Annotated in this window: 14 protein-coding genes; 2 read left to right on the plus strand and 12 right to left on the minus strand. The window is 40.7% G+C overall.

What is annotated here, in order from left to right; all coding sequences use genetic code 11:
- Nucleotides 1–308: 308 nt before the first annotated feature.
- The 12 genes from H8S63_RS16720 to H8S63_RS16775 form a co-directional block, all read right to left on the minus strand.
- The gene (locus tag H8S63_RS16720; protein ID WP_022275994.1) at nucleotides 309–776 is read right to left on the minus strand and encodes a lipocalin family protein; all 468 of its coding nucleotides are present in this window, start codon (nucleotides 774–776) and stop codon (nucleotides 309–311) included.
- Nucleotides 777–816: 40 nt separating this feature from the next.
- Nucleotides 817–1,605, minus strand: coding sequence for a DUF1573 domain-containing protein (locus H8S63_RS16725; protein ID WP_186927431.1), 789 nt, complete (start codon nucleotides 1,603–1,605; stop codon nucleotides 817–819).
- A complete protein-coding gene (locus H8S63_RS16730; RefSeq protein WP_186927432.1) occupies nucleotides 1,592–3,664 on the minus strand; it encodes a subtilase family N-terminal domain-containing protein in 2,073 nt (690 codons plus the stop codon). Before H8S63_RS16730 ends, H8S63_RS16725 begins: the two co-directional genes overlap by 14 nt.
- A gap of 14 nt (nucleotides 3,665–3,678) precedes the next feature.
- Nucleotides 3,679–5,433: a BACON domain-containing protein gene (locus H8S63_RS16735; RefSeq protein WP_186927433.1), complete on the minus strand. Its 1,755-nt coding sequence runs from the start codon at nucleotides 5,431–5,433 to the stop codon at nucleotides 3,679–3,681.
- 26 nt (nucleotides 5,434–5,459) lie between these two features.
- Nucleotides 5,460–8,087 carry a DUF4458 domain-containing protein gene (locus H8S63_RS16740; protein ID WP_186927434.1) on the minus strand — a complete coding sequence of 876 codons (2,628 nt, stop codon included), beginning with the start codon at nucleotides 8,085–8,087 and terminating at the stop codon, nucleotides 5,460–5,462.
- A 29-nt stretch (nucleotides 8,088–8,116) separates the two neighbouring features.
- A complete protein-coding gene (locus H8S63_RS16745) occupies nucleotides 8,117–9,667 on the minus strand; it encodes a DUF5003 domain-containing protein (RefSeq protein ID WP_186927435.1) in 1,551 nt (516 codons plus the stop codon).
- A gap of 22 nt (nucleotides 9,668–9,689) precedes the next feature.
- Nucleotides 9,690–10,592: a DUF4984 domain-containing protein gene (locus tag H8S63_RS16750; RefSeq protein WP_022275999.1), complete on the minus strand. Its 903-nt coding sequence runs from the start codon at nucleotides 10,590–10,592 to the stop codon at nucleotides 9,690–9,692.
- A gap of 23 nt (nucleotides 10,593–10,615) precedes the next feature.
- Entirely contained in the window at nucleotides 10,616–12,142 is a 1,527-nt protein-coding gene (locus H8S63_RS16755) for a RagB/SusD family nutrient uptake outer membrane protein (protein ID WP_186927436.1), read from the minus strand.
- Between the two features lie 13 nt (nucleotides 12,143–12,155).
- The gene (locus H8S63_RS16760) at nucleotides 12,156–15,089 is read right to left on the minus strand and encodes a TonB-dependent receptor (protein WP_186927437.1); all 2,934 of its coding nucleotides are present in this window, start codon (nucleotides 15,087–15,089) and stop codon (nucleotides 12,156–12,158) included.
- 441 nt (nucleotides 15,090–15,530) lie between these two features.
- Nucleotides 15,531–15,704 (minus strand): hypothetical protein, encoded by a 174-nt coding sequence (locus H8S63_RS16765; protein WP_186927438.1) that lies wholly within the window; start codon nucleotides 15,702–15,704, stop codon nucleotides 15,531–15,533.
- Nucleotides 15,705–15,824: 120 nt separating this feature from the next.
- Complete coding sequence (locus tag H8S63_RS16770; protein ID WP_186927439.1) at nucleotides 15,825–16,127, minus strand: hypothetical protein; 303 nt, start codon at nucleotides 16,125–16,127, stop codon at nucleotides 15,825–15,827.
- 321 nt (nucleotides 16,128–16,448) lie between these two features.
- The gene (locus tag H8S63_RS16775) at nucleotides 16,449–16,742 is read right to left on the minus strand and encodes a hypothetical protein (RefSeq protein WP_186927440.1); all 294 of its coding nucleotides are present in this window, start codon (nucleotides 16,740–16,742) and stop codon (nucleotides 16,449–16,451) included.
- A gap of 409 nt (nucleotides 16,743–17,151) precedes the next feature.
- On the opposite strand from H8S63_RS16775, the gene trxA reads away from it, so the two are divergent.
- Both trxA and H8S63_RS16785 read left to right on the plus strand, forming a co-directional pair.
- Complete coding sequence (trxA, locus tag H8S63_RS16780) at nucleotides 17,152–17,466, plus strand: thioredoxin (RefSeq protein ID WP_004299247.1); 315 nt, start codon at nucleotides 17,152–17,154, stop codon at nucleotides 17,464–17,466.
- 40 nt (nucleotides 17,467–17,506) lie between these two features.
- Nucleotides 17,507–17,842, plus strand: coding sequence for a hypothetical protein (locus H8S63_RS16785; protein ID WP_007767155.1), 336 nt, complete (start codon nucleotides 17,507–17,509; stop codon nucleotides 17,840–17,842).
- Nucleotides 17,843–18,157: the final 315 nt, after the last annotated feature.

Consider the following 18,157-nt stretch of genomic DNA (forward strand, 5'->3'; position numbering starts at 1 on the left):
CAACTCCTTGTCGGCTATCGCGGCATACTGCTTTTTTGAAAAGAAGCCCGCCATTGACGTAAATTTTGTCAATGACGGACAACTGTCTATTTTCTAATTTTATTTCGAACTCACGTTAAATACATTGTGTACGTTCATTAATTCATCAATAACTGGGGCGGATTTGACCAAAGATTGCAGTATATTAGTCGATAAATAAAATATCTGCAAGAATTATATTATAACAATACAACTTCTTACAGATATTTGTAAAATCCTAGTTTTAATATATCTATAATTTTTTTATAGATATAATTTAATAGATGACTTTATTTCAGAGAACGAGTTCCTGTCAAAATATCATCGGGGACTTTGTCACAACGTACATATACTGAAATATCTTCCGGATTATCTTTAACAATCCATTTCATTGAATTGTCCAACATTTCAGTCACTATATATTTATTAGCCCAATCACCTTTACCAAAATCATATGTACCACTCAGAATAAAGCCATCTTCTTTTTCTTCTATCAAAAATGAACCAGTCAGTTTTCGTGAATACATACTATTGAGGTTTTGATACATTATATAAGTATGTTCTTTCCGGTCGAAGGTGATATAGCAATAAAGTTCGTCATTCATTTCCTTTCCATTCCATTCACTCAAACGCCATGTACCGTTGAGATTCTTATAGTTTACTTCCAATATTGCGTCTTTTACATCATCGTCATCATTACAGGCTACAAATGTGGCGAGTAACATGGTACATAACAGCATTTTAAAAAATACGTTCATTACTTTTCTTTTTTACTTGTTTCTTTACTAGTTTCTATTCTCAAAATCCATTCTCTATAGACACGGTAACTGTGCGTTCTGAGGGCATGGAGCTGATTCCTTCCAGAATGACCGGAAACTTTAGAGGATATTTTAGGCCTTGAGGTATCAGGTGTTTGTTTACCTTGATGAAAATATTCGCTTCCATTCCGGCCGGTATGACTTCAGGCTCTACTGTTACGGTTACATAATCAGGGAGCAGGATTTTCATGGCTGTTACCGTCAGCGGATTGTTCCCACTATTTATACAGGTGAGACGTTCGGCGGCAATGCCTTCAGGACCTGCTTCTGTAAAATGGACCACTTTTCTTCTAAGTCTCAAATCCCCCATTTTATAGGGAAAATTTCTCCATTGCTTTTTGGAAGGAGTGACCATGCCTGTCAGCACAAGTTCTGCTACCGGAGTTGAAGAAGACTGGTCGGTATACACAAAAGCACGGGTATATAACTTTCCTGGATGTCCGTCCGGATGATAGGTGAGTACAATCTCACCTTTTTCACCCGGATTCAACTCTTTTTGTGTAAATTGGGCAGCTGTACATCCGCAGGTTGTAGTCACCTTGGTAAGTTTGATGCTCCGTTTACTTGAATTGTGAAAAACAAAACGATAAGCGGATGCTTCATCATCCTCGGACAATGTACCGATGTTGATCTCTTGTCCGGTAACAAACTGCAAGATTTTTTCCTGTGCATTGGCACAATGCGTAGCAATCCATATCAGCAGAAAAGTGATTAATGAATATTTTTCATATCCGTCCTTTTGCGATAGAATCAATTTATAACCAGCCATTGCCACCGGCATTGGTACGCACAGTGATATAGAACTCTTGAGTGGTAGCGCTTCCTCCATTTAGCTTGGCGGTGGCTACAGCCTTAGTCAAACCAGATTTCAATCCTTTTACTGTATATTTGCCGGGAGCTATTTCAGTCACTGTCGCAACCGTTTCGTCAGCTACCTGACAAGTGAAGTCTGCATTTCCGGGTTTAAAATAAGTAGCCAAATTAATGATTGTCGTCTTGCCTGTTCCCAGATAAATGTTGGGCACTTTCATGTCTACACCAGAACCTTCGATGTTATTCAACAATAGAGCTGCATCGATCATGCCGCCTACTTGACCGACATAATCACTTAACTGAAGACGGGTAGGATGATTAGTTCCGTTAACCGACCAGTTTTCGTAATATAGTTTGCTTTCATCGGAATAAGTAATCGGTTGTGTGGATTTCAATAATAATTTCCGGAAGTCTTCGGCGCGGAAGTGCTTGCCGAGTTTCACTGCATAAGACAATCCCAAAGCAGCTACGCCTGACACATGAGGACATGCCATCGAAGTCCCTTCGTAGTATCCATAGTTATCACCGAAATAGGTTGAGGTAGATCCATTCTCATCGGGTGTAGCAGTTCCTCTTCCCGGGAGGGTAGAGAGTATAGAACCATATTCAGTGCAATGATACCAACTGTCACCACCGGGAGCCGAAATGTCAACTCCTGTGCTGTAATTGGAGTAACAAGCCGGAGTTTCATCGGCAGCTGTTGCGGCGACTGAGATATAGTCTTTGTATGCTCCCGGATAAGAAGACATCGGAGCAAATTCATTTCCTGCTGCGAAGACTACGATTCCGCCTTCAATTACTCCGTTCGGAGAACCGGCATTGTTGACAAAATAATCTAATGCCTCCTTTTCCAATGGGGTAGTGGATGCCCATTCTTCATCTGTTGTAGGTCCCGGAGTATAATTCATGGCGTTGGAACGTCCGGAGTTATATCCCCAGCTACATTGCAGAATAACAGCACCGTTATCTGCCGCATATTTGATAGCTTGAGCCTCAGCAAAAAGAGTCACTCCTTTATCTCCGGAAAATAATTGGCAAGACATGATCTTCACACCCGAATTGTCTGTTCCGTCACCACCTGCTATCCCGGATACGCCTATTCCGTTGTTGTTGACAGCGGCGATTGTTCCAGCAACATGTGTACCGTGTCCGGTATCCGCAGCTTCCGACCAGGATATATACCCGTTTCCTGATACGAAATTATAGCCGTATACGTCTCCTGCATATCCGTTCCCATCATTATCTATAAGAGAAGTAACATCATCTTCTCCCGGATTTTTCCACATATTTTGAGCCAGGTCTTGATGAGTGTACATTACTCCTTCATCCAAAACAGCAACGATAATAGACGGATCACCGGTACATTTTTTCCACGCTTCTTTACAGTTTACGTCTGCACCGACCGTTACGGTTCCTTCTTTGGCTTCTTTTATTGTTCCGTTATTGATGTAGCTCCATTGCAAAGCCAGTCCCGGATCATCAAACGGTGTTTCGGCTGATTCACTTGTACACATGGCAATGGCACGTTTGGTTTGCTCGTCGAGCATAAAAGGACGCTTTTGAGTGTTGTAAGCCCGCTTTATAGTGCGGTTGTATTCGATAGCTGCAATTTCTCCAACATTGGACAGGTCTTGAGCTACTTTCTGCAAATCCGCATCCTTATCAAAACGTACCAGATACCAAAGGTGAAGCCCTCTTTTACGAGTACGTTCTTCATGGCGTACATCTACCGGGAAAATACGTTCAAAATGATAAGCGCCTGCAACATCCAGCACTTCATCTACAGTGGGAATACTGGAACGAGTCATCACACCTCGTTCTGAACGTGTCTGTGCCTGATCCAATAAATCAGCAACTTCCGGTTTGAACTTGATTAACAATTCTCCCCGGCATGCATCTGCCGGAATGGAAGTTACCGGAGTAGTCAGGTCATTCGTTGTTACCATTTCCGTGTCTGTGCAGGACACGAAAAAAGCAGTAAACAAAATCGCTATTTTATAGTATATCTTTTTCATAATTCTTCAACTGTTTAATTTTCCCAAGTCGGGCGTTTGTTAGGATACAACTTGTAATATTCTTCAAAATCTTTCGGTATATTGACAAAGCCCGGGAGGTTTCCTTTTGTATCACTCTTTGCATCTTCTTGAGTAAAGATGAAAGTGAATGAGTTCCAGTCAGCCATTTGAGGATGAAGCAGAACCCAATTGGGAATTTCACCATGCAGATAGTTCAGGTTGACAGTAAATCCCTTGGTCTTGAACATTACCTTCGGTGTACCTACCAGAATTTCAGGTAATTCATCTTTCTTATCTCCTGTATTGTGGGATGCTTTAATATCTTCCTCTGTATAGAGATCAAACAATCCGGAGTCAGACAGATCTTTATCAGTTGGCAATTCACCCTCGATATAGTTATTGGAAAGTTGTAAAGTATCCAATTCCCATGCCAGTATTTCCATGAAGCGCCGTTTATCTGCATAGCTGTTCAAATCCAAATATAAGCCATCCTTATCTTTATCCAGCGTAGTCAGATCGGAAACAACGTCTCTTCTTCTGTTGGCATTCATTTTCAACACTTTTAAGTTCGGAAGTATCTCTTTATTGAGCACAGCCGGTATCTTGTTGAAATTATTGCTGGACAGACTTAAAACTTCCAATTTGTCTCCCAGCTTCTTTAATTCGTTGATATCAGGCAATTCCGTCAAGCCATAAGCATCCAACCTCAGATTTTTCAGATATTCCAACTGACAGACTTCATTTCCTAATTTGATACTCTTCAATCCGTTATTCACATTACTGAAGAATTCTAATGTTTCTACATATTTCAGATGGGTGACTTCAGCAGGAACCGATTCTTCCGTATGGAACATACTAAAGAGAACGGAACGCACACGACCTTTCATTTGAGGATTATCTTTTACCTCCTGATCGGTATTTTCCCAAAGTTTTACACCGTTCCAATATCTCATATTGCGGCTACCGTCCCAAGGCGACATCACATTCAGACGTTCGCTGATAATCAGCAGTGCCAATGAGTCTCCTGCACGGTTGTCCGTAATGGTAGGAGCTGCTTTTTGCGTTACCGTCACAACCGTTTCCTGAGGATTTCCGTCATTGTCTGTAAATTTGAAAGCAATTTTAGCCGCACGTTTCTGGTCTTCTACATTGACATTCCAGTCAAAGCGCAGTTTGGCGGCAACCGGGCGCTGACCATAGTCAAGATTCAAATCTTTCTCTTTGTAAGTCGTAGAGAGCCATTTGGCCTTTTCGCCCATTTCACCGGTGTCGTTTCCGGATTCATCCAAAATAGCTTCCTTTATTTCTACGCTAAATCTCACGTTGGTTACGACAGACAGTTCAAAGAAACGCTTGTCTTTTAGTGCCGAATTTTCAATCAGCGTATCAGTGGTGGAAGGATACACTCCCAGTTGATATCCCATCTGGGTCAGTTTGATGGTCTTAGGCATCTCTCCGGAAGCTTCTATACGGATGGAGGCTGTTCTCGGTTCTGCCAATACCGATGCATCTGCTGAAACGGTGAACTCTCCGCTTCCCATACCATTTGCCGGTGTAATCTTCAACCAGGATGCGTTTGCATTTATATTCCAGGTATTGGCAGCAGTAATTGTCACACTCTCTGTTCCGCCATTTTCCGGAAAAACCAGTTCCTCCGTACTCAGCCCGAAAGCAATTGCTTGATCATCGTCATCATCGTCTGTGCAAGCCGTAATGAAAGCAGCAGACAACATCAAGCCTAAAGTCAGTTTTACTATATATTTCTTCATAAAATTCTATTTTACTGCAATACAACTTATTTATTCTCCAACTTTAATGCAGGACATCCGCGGATATTCTGCCAAGAGTCGTAAATCAATGTATACATTCCGGCAGTGATATAAGGACAAACGGCTGATATGTTAATTACGATTTCCGGATTGTCGCTGATATCGAGTATGTAAATGCGGTAAGAGATTTCCTCAGTTTCGGGCACTTCACCGATATCATTACCACCTAAGAAGAGACGTTGCAGTACCGGGCAGGTAGCTACATTGGTAGGCCATTCTTTCATGCAACGATAACCGTCCGCGTCACGTTGATGACGGACTGCGATAGAACGCAATGTCTGAATATACAGTGCCTCGAACGGGAACTTATTGAATCGGTTGTAACTTAAATCCATCTGTACTATATAGTAGAAGTTGGTAGAGAAATCTTCCGGTAGTTCAGTCAGGCAGTTGAAAGTCAAATCGAGTGTATTCAGCATATTGGCTCTCGGACCTTTTGAAGCTCCTTTAGGAAATTCGGAAATCTGATTTCCTGCCAGAGTCAACGAACTTACCGGAGAACCCGCCTGAATGATGGCCCCCGGAAACTTAGTCAGCTTGTTGTATGATAAGTCTATCGTAGAGGCATTGATCCCTTTATAGCCGTTGCCATCATTTTCAATGCTTGCTATTTCGTTGTATGAGAAATTGACAGAACTCATGACATAAATGGAGCTGGCATCGAACATATCGGGCAATACTTTCAGCTTGTTGTGAGAGAATGAATATGTTTCGATGTTGTTGATACCGCTGAAATTATCCGGAATTTCTTCAATCTCATTATAGTCCATGGTCAGTTGCGTTAAATCGATATCAGCACCCATCGGATAAAGGGTTTTGATTTTGTTGTGTACGCAATCCAACTTGGACAACTTTTTCATCTCAGCAAATTCTTTCGGAATTTCTGTCAGGTTGTTATAACCCAAGTATAAGATTTGTATACTCTTTCCGGCATCTGATGTTGCCAGACTCTTCAATCCATCCAATAACTCTTCACTTGAAAACTGAGGGTTCATGGCCAAGTTCAATGCTTCCAGATTCTTCAATTCATTTAATTCCTCAGGGAATTCTGTCATTTTCTGGCAATTGTAAATTTCTACGTCGCGGCACTCTTCCAAGTATTTCATAGAAGAAGGTAATGAGCTAATCTTACCGTTGGCAATATAGAACTGGCGCAGTTTAGTCAGATTCTTAAAGATGTTATCTCCATCCTCAAATCCGGTAATACCATTTGTATAGTCACCCGGCTGCACATCTGCCGGCATGATATTTGTCTCTTTAGTCTTGTTTTTCTTCAAGTCCTCAACTTTGAAATCCGGTTGCAATGTTGCAGAGAAGTTGGCGTACGGACTTTTTTTCAAAAACTTATTGTAATAGTCATTACGTGTCTCCTCAAGATAAGTAGTAGCGGCTTCCGCTCCGTATTTCATTTGCGGACTGATAGAGCCGATCTTGTCGTTATGAGAACCGAGTGTCAAGACTGTAAGTTCGGTAAGCAAGCCGAGCTCTTTGGGGACAACTCCTTTGGGATTGAAATCGCCGATATTCAAGGCTGTTACACGACCTTCGCTGTTCACTGCGACTCCCGGCTGATTTCCCCACATATCTTCTTCCTTGTTAAAGTCCCAGTTGGTACCACGTGGATATCCCTCGCCATTGAACGACCAGTTCTTTCCTCCTAAAGCTTCCCAAATCGCTTTCAAAGCATAATAATCCTGGATATCTGCAGCCAGACGATTGGTTTTCACCGGAACTTCTGCATGGGTCTCTTCACCCTCCTTGATAATAAAACTGTTTTCTTTCAGTGATGCAGTCGATTCCAAAGGTATTTTACTTGTCTTATTGTAAGTAGTGTATGAGATGACTTCATATTCACCGGCCTCTAAAGTAACTAATGTGTCGATAACGCCGACTGCCATTCCCGGACTTCCGGCTTCCGTACCATCAAATCCCTCTTTATATTTCACTTTCAAGTTGGTGAAAGTGCTGTCCTGCTGCGTATAAAGGTTTCTTACTTTGATATCCACTTTAGCTATCTCAGAGAAAAGATACGTCTTTCCACCTCCGTTTCCTCCAGCACGTGTATTTTCAGAAGTGCCTTCATAAAAGTCTTTCACTAATTTGAACTTTACCAAACCACTGTTGACAGCTTTCACATAAATGTCCTGTACGATCAATCCACCTGTCTGTATGGTGAAAGTGGTAGGCTCTGCCGGTTCTCCAGAGAATATTTTCTCTTCCACTTTGTTGAACAGGTAATAACCGATCAGTTTGTAATCTCCCGGAAGCAACTCTAGTTTATCGCTACGCAAGCCATATTCTGCCAACTGATCGTTATAAGCATTCAGAGGAACACTTTGAGTAATAGTTGTGTTGTTATGCAAAAGTACAACCTGCATTTTCTTGGCATCATTCAAGAAATCCAATTTATCAGTAGTTGCACGAGTGGCAGACTCCTCCCCATCTTCAATACTCTTATAGAGTTTAAACTGCACATAGCCGTTGCCTACCTGCATCTCTTCGTTGTCATCGGAGCATCCGGTTATTGCCACTGTGCAGAGCAGGGCAATAACTGTGACTATATTCAGTTTTGAAAAGAATGATTTTAATTTCATAATTTGAAAATATCTTTTTTAACTAAGCATTAATACTGTTCAATCAAAAGTACGCTTACGATTTCTCCATGTTCCATATTCATATCATCTTGTGCATACTCTTTGATGGTCACAACCATAGGTGGTGTTTGTACTTCGGGATATGCCGGAACTGTCAATCCCCACATATTGCCACCCCATGATTCAATACTTGCACCTGTCCATGGATTTGCACACTCTGGCATAATAATATCACATCCGGCTACCGTTACTTGGAGGTTTTCATAAGCTTGTATATGATCCAAAGCAACCGCCCAAACATTCGATGTACCATACTTATCTGGATCGACTTCTACTTTCACAGGATCTTCACCTTCAGGCAAACCTTCAATAATAAATCCACCCTTTTCTATCGCCGCTTTACCTTCTTGAGTAAAGTCTACTAAAATATATGGAGTGTATTGCGCTTTTAATTCAAAGAAACCGTCTAAATCATCGAAAAGATTATACATATCTCCCCCTAATTCTTCATATTTTTTAGATGGAAGCACTAACACCATTCCTTTACGAGGGTCTCCGCTATTACCGGTCATCATATCCTCTTCATTAGATTTGACAGATATAGAAATATTGCGGACGTCTTGTTCGTCTTTTTTTGGATAGATCCAAGTAGATTCGTCCAACGGTGTATACCCCCATTTTTCATCAAACGAAAGGCATACCGTTTTATATTCATCATCGCGGGTAATAACCTGTAATTTCATTGGGGCCTCTTTTTTCTCCACTTCTTCACCGGATAAACTGGCAGTCCAATATTGGTTGCCATCCTGTGAAAAAGTCCACCCATACGTATTCATCGGGAACTGCACAGCATCTTCCGGCATTCCTTCATACGCAACCGGAATCTCGATAGAATATTCTTGTCCGTCCTTATTTACGAATACAATTTTGTTATTTATATCTCCTGCTTCTAACGGATATCTCACATCTGCATTCTCAGCAAAATCAAGAGCAATAACAGATGTCTTTCCGGCTTTCCCTACTCTGTATTTGCCATCGATGGAGATCCATTCCGGATATCTTTGTATTTCCCAATCAAAATTCGCAACTACGCTGATGTTCTCCAAACTGATTCCTACAACTGAATATTTCAATGTAGCCGGATTTTCCTCTCCGAAAGGATGTTCGATGTCCTGATACATCTTTAAATCGCGTGTATTGGCAGAACGGTTCACTACAGCAATCGCTTGCGTCTGCCCTCCCATTGATAATGTGATTTCAGCCAAAGAATTTTCAAAATTCCACACATCGTCTGTAGCGATTATTTGCACCTTCTGTTCACCCGCCTTACCGGCCAATGAATTCTGCAATTCACCGTCTACAGAGAATTTGCACCATAATTTGGAAGAAGCGAGTGTCCAAGGCTGGTTGGCGGTAAATACCAACTCGGCCGGCTCATTCTCTCCCGGCTGGCAATTAAGTACTACCGATTCCGGGAATACCGGAACTTCCAGTTTGTCGTCGTCATCCGAACAAGCAGTAAAGGTAGTCATAGCCAGCAGCATTGAAAATGCTCCCAAGAGCCATTTTATATTTTTCATACTCATTTGAATTTCCGTTTATTTAGTTATTCTCATCTGATGGTTCTTCCGGTTTAACTCCGGCTTCAGCATCACTGATCCATTCAAGAATAGTCAGATAGGTGTTTTCTGTCTGTACTTCGTCTCCCTTTTGTGCATACAGCATAAAATATAACATACAATAATGCTGACATACATTATAATAAGAAAGCATATTGACAGGTTGCTGTATTCTTAGATTACCATCTCCAATTGGTCCTCCGAAAACTTCATTCGTACTGGCTATCACCTGACCTTGCTCCAAGTCGATTAGCGGTTGGAGCGGATCTTCGGTGCTAAAGCGTATTTTAATGTCATATCCTTTATAGAAGAAATCTTTGAGTATGACTGCATTTTCTTCTTCCGGATCGGGTTCGGTCATAATGATACGTTCTGTTACACCCGGCATGTGGCTATCAAAATATGTAGAAGTAACACGACAGTAGCGAGTGAAGGTATTCAGATTGAATGGACATACTTTGCGCAAGACAACGCGTGCCTTATCACCATATACGCTCCATATCTGTTCTTTATTGACCAGGCGCAGCGTGACACCGATAGAATCCGTGTCTGCAATTTTGTCGAAATTACCACGGATACGCACCGCTGTAGAGTACTCACCGGCTTTAATCGTCACTGAGTTGGACTCGATTGAATAATGTTTCCCTTCGATGGCGTTGCTCTCCTTGTCTATTACTTCTACTCCGTAGGTGCGGTCGTAACCGCATGCTTGGGTAGCTGATATATATACATCATGGTAGTCATTATTCTGAATGGCAATAGTCGATAATGTATCGGAGAACATGACATAATTCGGACCGTCGTATGTGACATGATCTTCGTCACATCCTGCCAGGCTGCATCCTATGATGACAGTCGTGCATAATCCTGCTAGATAGTGTTTCATTGTCATATATTCTGTTTAGTTACTTATTTATTGCTCTCATTCGGTTCAACTTGCGACCCGGGTAAATCCAGTTCGTGTTGTGGAATAGGCCATACAAACAAAGGATTGGAAGCATCTACTTTCAGACTGCTTCCTACTGCAATCGTATTCGCTTGTGGTTTACGGGTGAATCCGTCAACAAGTCCTTGTTGCCCCCAACGTTTCAGGTCATTCAAACGGAAGCCTTCCATATAAAGTTCCCTTACACGCTCTTCTGATATTTCCTTAAACCAGTTTTCTTCCGTTAAAGAAGCGGAACCGTAGTTTGAATAACGTGCCTGACGTAATGTGGTAAGATCACTTGCTCCTTTTCCATATTCAGGATTCGACTTCTGGCAATAAGCTTCTGCGCGAATCAGATACTGTTCAGAGAGACGGAATACTTTCGGCATGGTAACATGCAGGATGTTCTGTTCATAGAATTCTTGGTTTCCGAAATATTTAGCCAGCAAAGGCCATTGCAGACCGTGTTCGTATCCGGTTCTATAAGACTGGAAGAAAGTAGTAGCACGCAAATCAGTATCTGCATACAGATTCAACACCCATTCTGCCGGAACATAATCCGGTTTGAACGAATTGAAATCATAATTGAAGAATATCTGTCCTAAACTTCCACCATATGATGTGGTGGTGAATCCTACTTTCCAGATGGTTTCCGTGGAATGGTCGTACTGCCACATATACTGATAATAGGAAGTTTCGGAATCAATCATTTCGGTTGTACTGGACAACTTGAATTTACGGCTGTCGATTACTTTCGAAGCATACTCAATTGCCTTGTCCCATTCTTGCATATTCAGATAAACACGTGCGTAAAGAGCGTTTACTGCATATATAGTGAAGTAGGGAGTATCATAATAAGATTCGTCATTCTCGTTTTCATCCGGTTCGAGGCAAGTTGCAGATTGAGCTAGATCGTCTAGTACGAATTGATAAGAGTCCTTCAAGGAAGCACGTTTCAATGTGCCAGTGTTTGAATAGCTTGATACCAATACTACTCCCAGTTCATTGGCGGCAGTGGCAGGATCGTATGCTTTGCAATACATCTTGATAAGATCCGAATATGCGAGGGCACGGGCAAAGAGAGCCTCTCCCTTGAACTGTTGTAATTTCTCATAATCTTCATCGTCAACCTCCTGCTCCAATATGGCAATTCTTTCTAGCAGGAAATTGCATTTACCGATCAGAGCATTTAGTGTTCCGTAAACGGCCTCCACTTCTGTATTGGTAGGCAGGATATCCCAGCGCCAAATGTTGCCGTATGTATTGGTGTATCCTTCTACGGCATAAGCCAGATCGGCTTGTAAGTCGGGTAATAATGTCAGTAAGCCGCTATAAAGATTAGGATTCTTCATGTAGGCATAAATTCCAATCACAGCCTGATTGGCTTCTTCTACCGTTCTGATTGCATCTCCTTCCGGAATCGCATCTTCAGGATATTTGTCTAGACAAGACACCGAAGAGAAAGCGACAGCAGCCAAGGTGATATATATCTTTATCTTTTTTATCATGATTACTATGTTTTTAGAATGTAATGTCTAATCCGAAACTGAACTGACGTGACATCGGATAGGCAGCCTGATACATGTTTGAGTTCGTTTCCGGATCCAATCCTGTAAACTTGGTGAATGTCAACAGATTCTGAGCTTGTCCGTAAAGACGCGCAGAGCTGATGAATTTGGTCTTCTTCAGCCAATTCTGCGGCAGGGTATAGGACAACATCAGGTTTTTCAGACGAAGGAATGATGCGTCTTCCAAGAAACGGGTATCATGCTGTGCATAAACACCGTGACGGGGAATATCCGTTATGTCTCCAGGCTTTTTCCAACGGTCGTAAAGCAGTCTTTTCGATTGGTTGTACATAGAGAATTGTCCGTTGCTTTCTTCCATATAACGGTCGTTGTTGTAAAGCCAACGATCGGCCATCCAACTGAACTGTGTATTTAGTGACCAGGCTTTCCAAGTCAGTGTAGTGCCGAAACCACCCTGCCACGGAGCGATATAGCTTTTACCGGTCATCACTTTGTCTGCTTCTCTGAGTTCAGTAGTCACTTCACCGTCTTTGGTGTACCACAACGCATCACCATTAGCCGGATTGACACCAGCATAGCGGTTCATGTAAAATTCACTGACAGAATGCCCTACGGTCAGTTTGCTTGCGGTGGTACCTACAATGTATTCATCTGCACCGTTATACAGCTCTTTCAACTCATTTTTGTTGTAAGAAACATTGGCATTGATATTCCACGTGAAGTCTTTTGCTTGGATAATGTCGGTATTTAATGACATTTCGACACCGCGGTTGACCATCACGCCAACGTTGTCCCAACGAGAGGAGTAACCTCCATCAGAGTAGGATACAGGAACTTCCATCAACATATTGGAAGTACGTTTGTTATAGAACTCGAAGTCAAAGTTGATACGGGAAAATAATCCCAGGTGCAAACCGATATTGGTGGTCCATAACTGTTCCCAACCTAATTTTTCATTACCTTTTTGAGAAGGGGCGATACCTGCTTCTCCCATATAATCAAGTCCGCCGGATACCAAAGCCAGGTGGTCATAATTGGGAATGGTAGAGTTACCGGAAGTACCTGTACTGAATGTTACCTGTGCGTTGGTCAGCCAATCGTATTTCTGCATGAATTTCTCTTTACGCAAGTTCCACATTAAACCTACCGACCAAAAGGTAGCCCAGCGACCGTCTACACCGAAACGGGAAGAACCGTCCGTACGGACAGAAAAGTCTGCATAATAACGGTCGTCATAGTTATACTCACCTCTACCGAAGAAAGATACGTATGCATAAGCGGCAGCTACATCACTCCAGCTGGTAGCACGTGTACCGGAAGTGACGTTGGTCAGGAAATCGTTATTCTGCCCTCTGGTACTTACCATAAAACCTTCCTGACGGAAGTCAACGCCTTCTTGTCCAATCATAAAATTGAAAGAATGGATGTCTTTCAACATAAAGCGGTAATTAGCCGTATTGGTAATGGTCAGGTTCAATATATCCGTAGAACTTCTGCCGGAGCTACCTTGCAGGTTGTTCGGTTTATAGCTTGGGAATGATTGCATAAACGCTGACTGGTGAGAAAAATCGATACCAAATTGAGAGCGGATTGTCAGCCCTTCCAATAGTGTCGCCTCAGCAAAAAGCGTAGACATTACTTTATATTTCTTATATTTTACAGGGTTATTGGCCATCCATTCCAACGGGTTTTCTCCTGTTCCTGTCCAGCTTCCGTCGTTGATGGAAGCAAGCGAACCGTCTTCACGATAAGGATTCCAGTAAGGTAGCATAAAGCGTGCAGCCGGAATCGGGGCATTCAGTGCGTAACCGTTTCCGGACTCGGCCTGTTCTGTCTCATCGTAGGCAAACATAGAGTTTGTGCCTAATTTCAACCATTTGGTAGCTTTGTTTTCTACATTGGCACGCATGTTATACCGGCGAAAAGTTGAGCCTGTGGTGATACCGTCCTGATCAAAGAAACTTCCGGATACGAAATAGTTTGTTTTTTCTGTAGCACCATTTACCGACAATTCATAATTTTGCAAAGGGGCGCTGTCATTGAATACCTGGTCAAGCCAGTTGACATTGGTTCTTCTTAATACATCATAATCTTTTCCGGCATCTATTCCGATTTCTTTTTCATATTGAATGCGTTCTTTTGTATTCATCATATTCCATTTGGAACGGGTCAGTTGTGAAAAACCGTATTGTGCACGGAAAGTTACTTTGGCTCCATCCATTGAACGTCCTCGCTTGGTGGTGATGACTACAACACCATTGGCGGCACGAGCTCCGTAAATAGAAGTAGAAGAAGCGTCTTTCAGTACAGAAATGGATTCGATGTCGCTCGGACTGATTGTATTGAAATCTGAACTGGAAATAGGTACTCCATCCAATATAAACAGAGGGGAAGTGCCTGAGTTGATGGAGTTTGTTCCACGAATCTGGAACGTGGAGGCTGCACTGGGTTCACCCGAACCGGATACAACCATAAGTCCCGGGGTTTGCCCTTGCAGTGCCTGGTCGAAACCGGCAGCCGGTACATTTTCTAATTTTTCTGATTTTACAGTTGATACCGAACCAGCTATTGTACCTTTTTTACGTACACCGTAAGCAACAACTACAACCTCATCTACCATTTCGGTATTATCAACTAAAGTCACATCTAAAACATTTGTTTGAGCATTGACTTTAAACTCTTGAGGCTGCATTCCAATGTATGAAAATCTCAACATTGCGTCCTTGCCTTGAATTTGTAGTTGGTAATTACCGTCAATATCAGTAACTACCCCATTGGTAGTCCCTTTTTGCAATACCGAAGCACCAATCAATGGCATACCATCTGTCTTGGAGACAACTTTGCCTTTGACAACAAATGATTGCGCCATTATTAATTGAACACTTAAGATTGCTAAAAAGACTACTCCGAAAAATAATCTTTTCATTTTGAAATTATAAATTAAATAAATACAGGTTTCTTTGCTGTTACCGGAAGACAATCAATGAAAATTTGAAATGAATCTCTTGATTTGATGTTTTTAAATTTTATACTTGATTTACAGATAAATAAGATAGAAAGAAAAATTTTCATTTTATTAAAATATTACTAATTGGTTTGCAAAAATACTATAAAACAGAACAAAATGGTAAAAATGTTATTTTTTTAACTATGATAAAAATGTGCAAAAAATGACATTCATTGTCTTTGTGTTATCATTTTCTTATATATGTTTTTTTTGTGTATATTCGTAGTGTCTTAGTAGTTACGAAATATACACTTTTAAATGACTTTTTGCTAATGTGTTAAAAGTGTTATTTACTTATACTAAATACATACATTATTGTTTATACCTTATATATAAACGGCAAAACGAATTGTTAGACATCTACAAAACGACCGGTAAGATATTTATATAATTGAATATGTCGGTTTCTTCTTTCAACTCCTCTTGCTTTTTGTGGGTAACAAACATACTTCCACAGGCATTTGTTTCAATAGCCTCGCTTAGCTGCATAGCTTTGTCATGAGAAGAAATATGCAAATACACTTCATTTATCATTTTGGGCTTTTCTGTAGGTTGCAATGATCAATGTTTCTTTTGGAACCCCCATTTTACACATCAAAGTAATAAAAGTGTGACGGGTAACGTGTGTATGTATAAGTTCGTGTTGCTTTTTCTTTACAGTGGTCTTTTTACTTCTACGTTGTTCTGTGTAGGTGATTTCTTCATCGAACCCTGCATCCTTACATATTTTTTTATGTGGTCATCTGTTTTTCTGACATATTCACGGCTTTTGTCTTCCTGCTCATCTGGATTTGTGTTGATATTCAGATGCTTGAAACCATTTAGACTATATTTGTTCAGAATCTCTTTAGCTACAGGAAACGGATAAATAACAGCTTGTTCCTGAGTTTTTTGCACTGTTATTTCAACTGTATGATCATCAATCTTTTTATAATTTCCGGCGAAGAGTTTAGGCATGTCGGATATTCTTTATCCGAGTAAGCATTGCGCTACAAATACATCCCGAACCTCCTCATCACGTCCAGAAAATTCCAGATTGTATAACTCATAAATCTGTGTTTCTGTTAGTGGTATTTGCTTGGATTTCTTCTCTTCTTTACTCCGTAGGGCTTTTACTTTTTCAACTTTATCACAGCCTGAAGTGTGAAAGTCAAAACAGATACTCTTCTCTTTATCAGCCTTCCGAAGTATATTTTAAGGCTACTTAGGCAGTTATTGATTGTTGTCACAGCTTGTCCTTTACCGATTAGATATTCCTTATATTTTTCTAGGTTATCTTCAGTAATATTTTTCCCATGTATCAGTAATATTTTCATCCTCTAGAAATCGTTTGAATACATTGATATTTCCACGATAGATATTTCTAGTGCTGTCTTTATCCACAGTGGAGAGTAATAGGCTCATTTGAGCAGTGGCAGAGACGCCATTTGTTGTCTTCTTTTTTGTTGCCATACTGGGGTTAATATATTGTTTTAGTAATTCATATAAGTTTGGTATAGATTCTATGTGTTCACAAAGATAGAGTTTACTTTGCTCAAAAGAAAGGAGTATCTGTTTTAATTTATTATTCACAATTGTATTGTTATAGTTATCCAACTTAGTCTGTTTACTATTGATTATAGCCAGTTGCCTTTTTTATTCCATTGACTTGGATACACTTTAACCCCAGTATTAATTTTATACTGTTTGCACTTAAAATAGACTACAGCATAAATTGAAGTTGCTTTCTTCGTATTGGGATCGAACAAATTAAAGTTTAATTTGAAATCAAAAAATATCTGCTCCATATTACTATAATGATTAGTTTTTATGGTTAGTTTTTTAGGCTAAAATAGGAGCCCCTCAGATAAATTGCTGATTTTCAATATTCATTATAAAACTTCTTATTAAAGTTTATCCAAGTGGGATAAATTGATTATATTTGTGGCGGTAATAGCAAGTGAAATACTATTTAATAATTAATACTTAATATTTAAAAAAAATGGCTTTAGAAATTACAGACAGCAACTATAAGGAGATCCTTGCAGAAGGAAAACCGGTTGTGGTAGATTTTTGGGCTCCTTGGTGTGGCCCTTGCAAAATGGTAGCTCCTATTATTGAAGAATTGGCGGCAGAGTTTGAAGGACAGGTAATCATCGGCAAGTGTGATGTGGATGAAAATAGCGATTTGCCTGCTGAATATGGTATCCGTAATATCCCTACCGTATTGTTTTTCAAGAATGGTGAGATTGTAGACAAGCAAGTAGGCGCTGTCGGCAAACCTGTATTTGTAGAGAAAGTAAAGAAGCTGTTATAAGCAGTCTACTTAATATCTATCACTTAATACTTAAATGATCATGGGACTGGAAGAAGATTTTTTATTAGCAGATGCCGATGACGAAAAGACCATCGAGTTTATCAAAAACTATCTGCCTCAAGAACTGAAGGAGAAATTCTCGGATGACGAGTTGTATTATTTCCTCGATTTGATTGACGAGTATTACTCTGAAAGTGGAATCCTTGATGCTCAGCCCGATGCGGATGGATATGTTGATATTGATCTGGAAGAGGTTGTGGCTTACATTGTGAAAGAAGCCAAAAAGGATGAAATGGGAGAATACGATCCGGAAGAAGTTCTCTTTGTGGTTCAAGGAGAAATGGAATACGGAAATTCTCTGGGACAGGTGGACTAAACGGTGTCCGGTCTCACTGTGAGATAAACCCCTCTTTTAATTGTCACTTGTCACTTTTCTGGCTTAATCTATTGATAGCCAGGTGAAATTTGGTGACAATAGCGGGTGATAATAGAAGAAAACGTATTTTCTATTATCACCTTAATTATTACTGAATAACTGGTCATTCTGCTGATTGTCAGCCTTTAAGTGTATTATCCGATTCCCGGTTCCCCGTGTCTTAAGAATGCCCTTTTCGACCATAAGGTTGAGCTCACGCAGTGCTTTTCCTTTCAATAACCCGTTATTTGACTGTATTCTCTGCGGGTGATGAAG

The organism is Bacteroides sp. NSJ-39 (assembly GCF_014287315.1).
Classification (GTDB): domain Bacteria; phylum Bacteroidota; class Bacteroidia; order Bacteroidales; family Bacteroidaceae; genus Bacteroides; species Bacteroides finegoldii.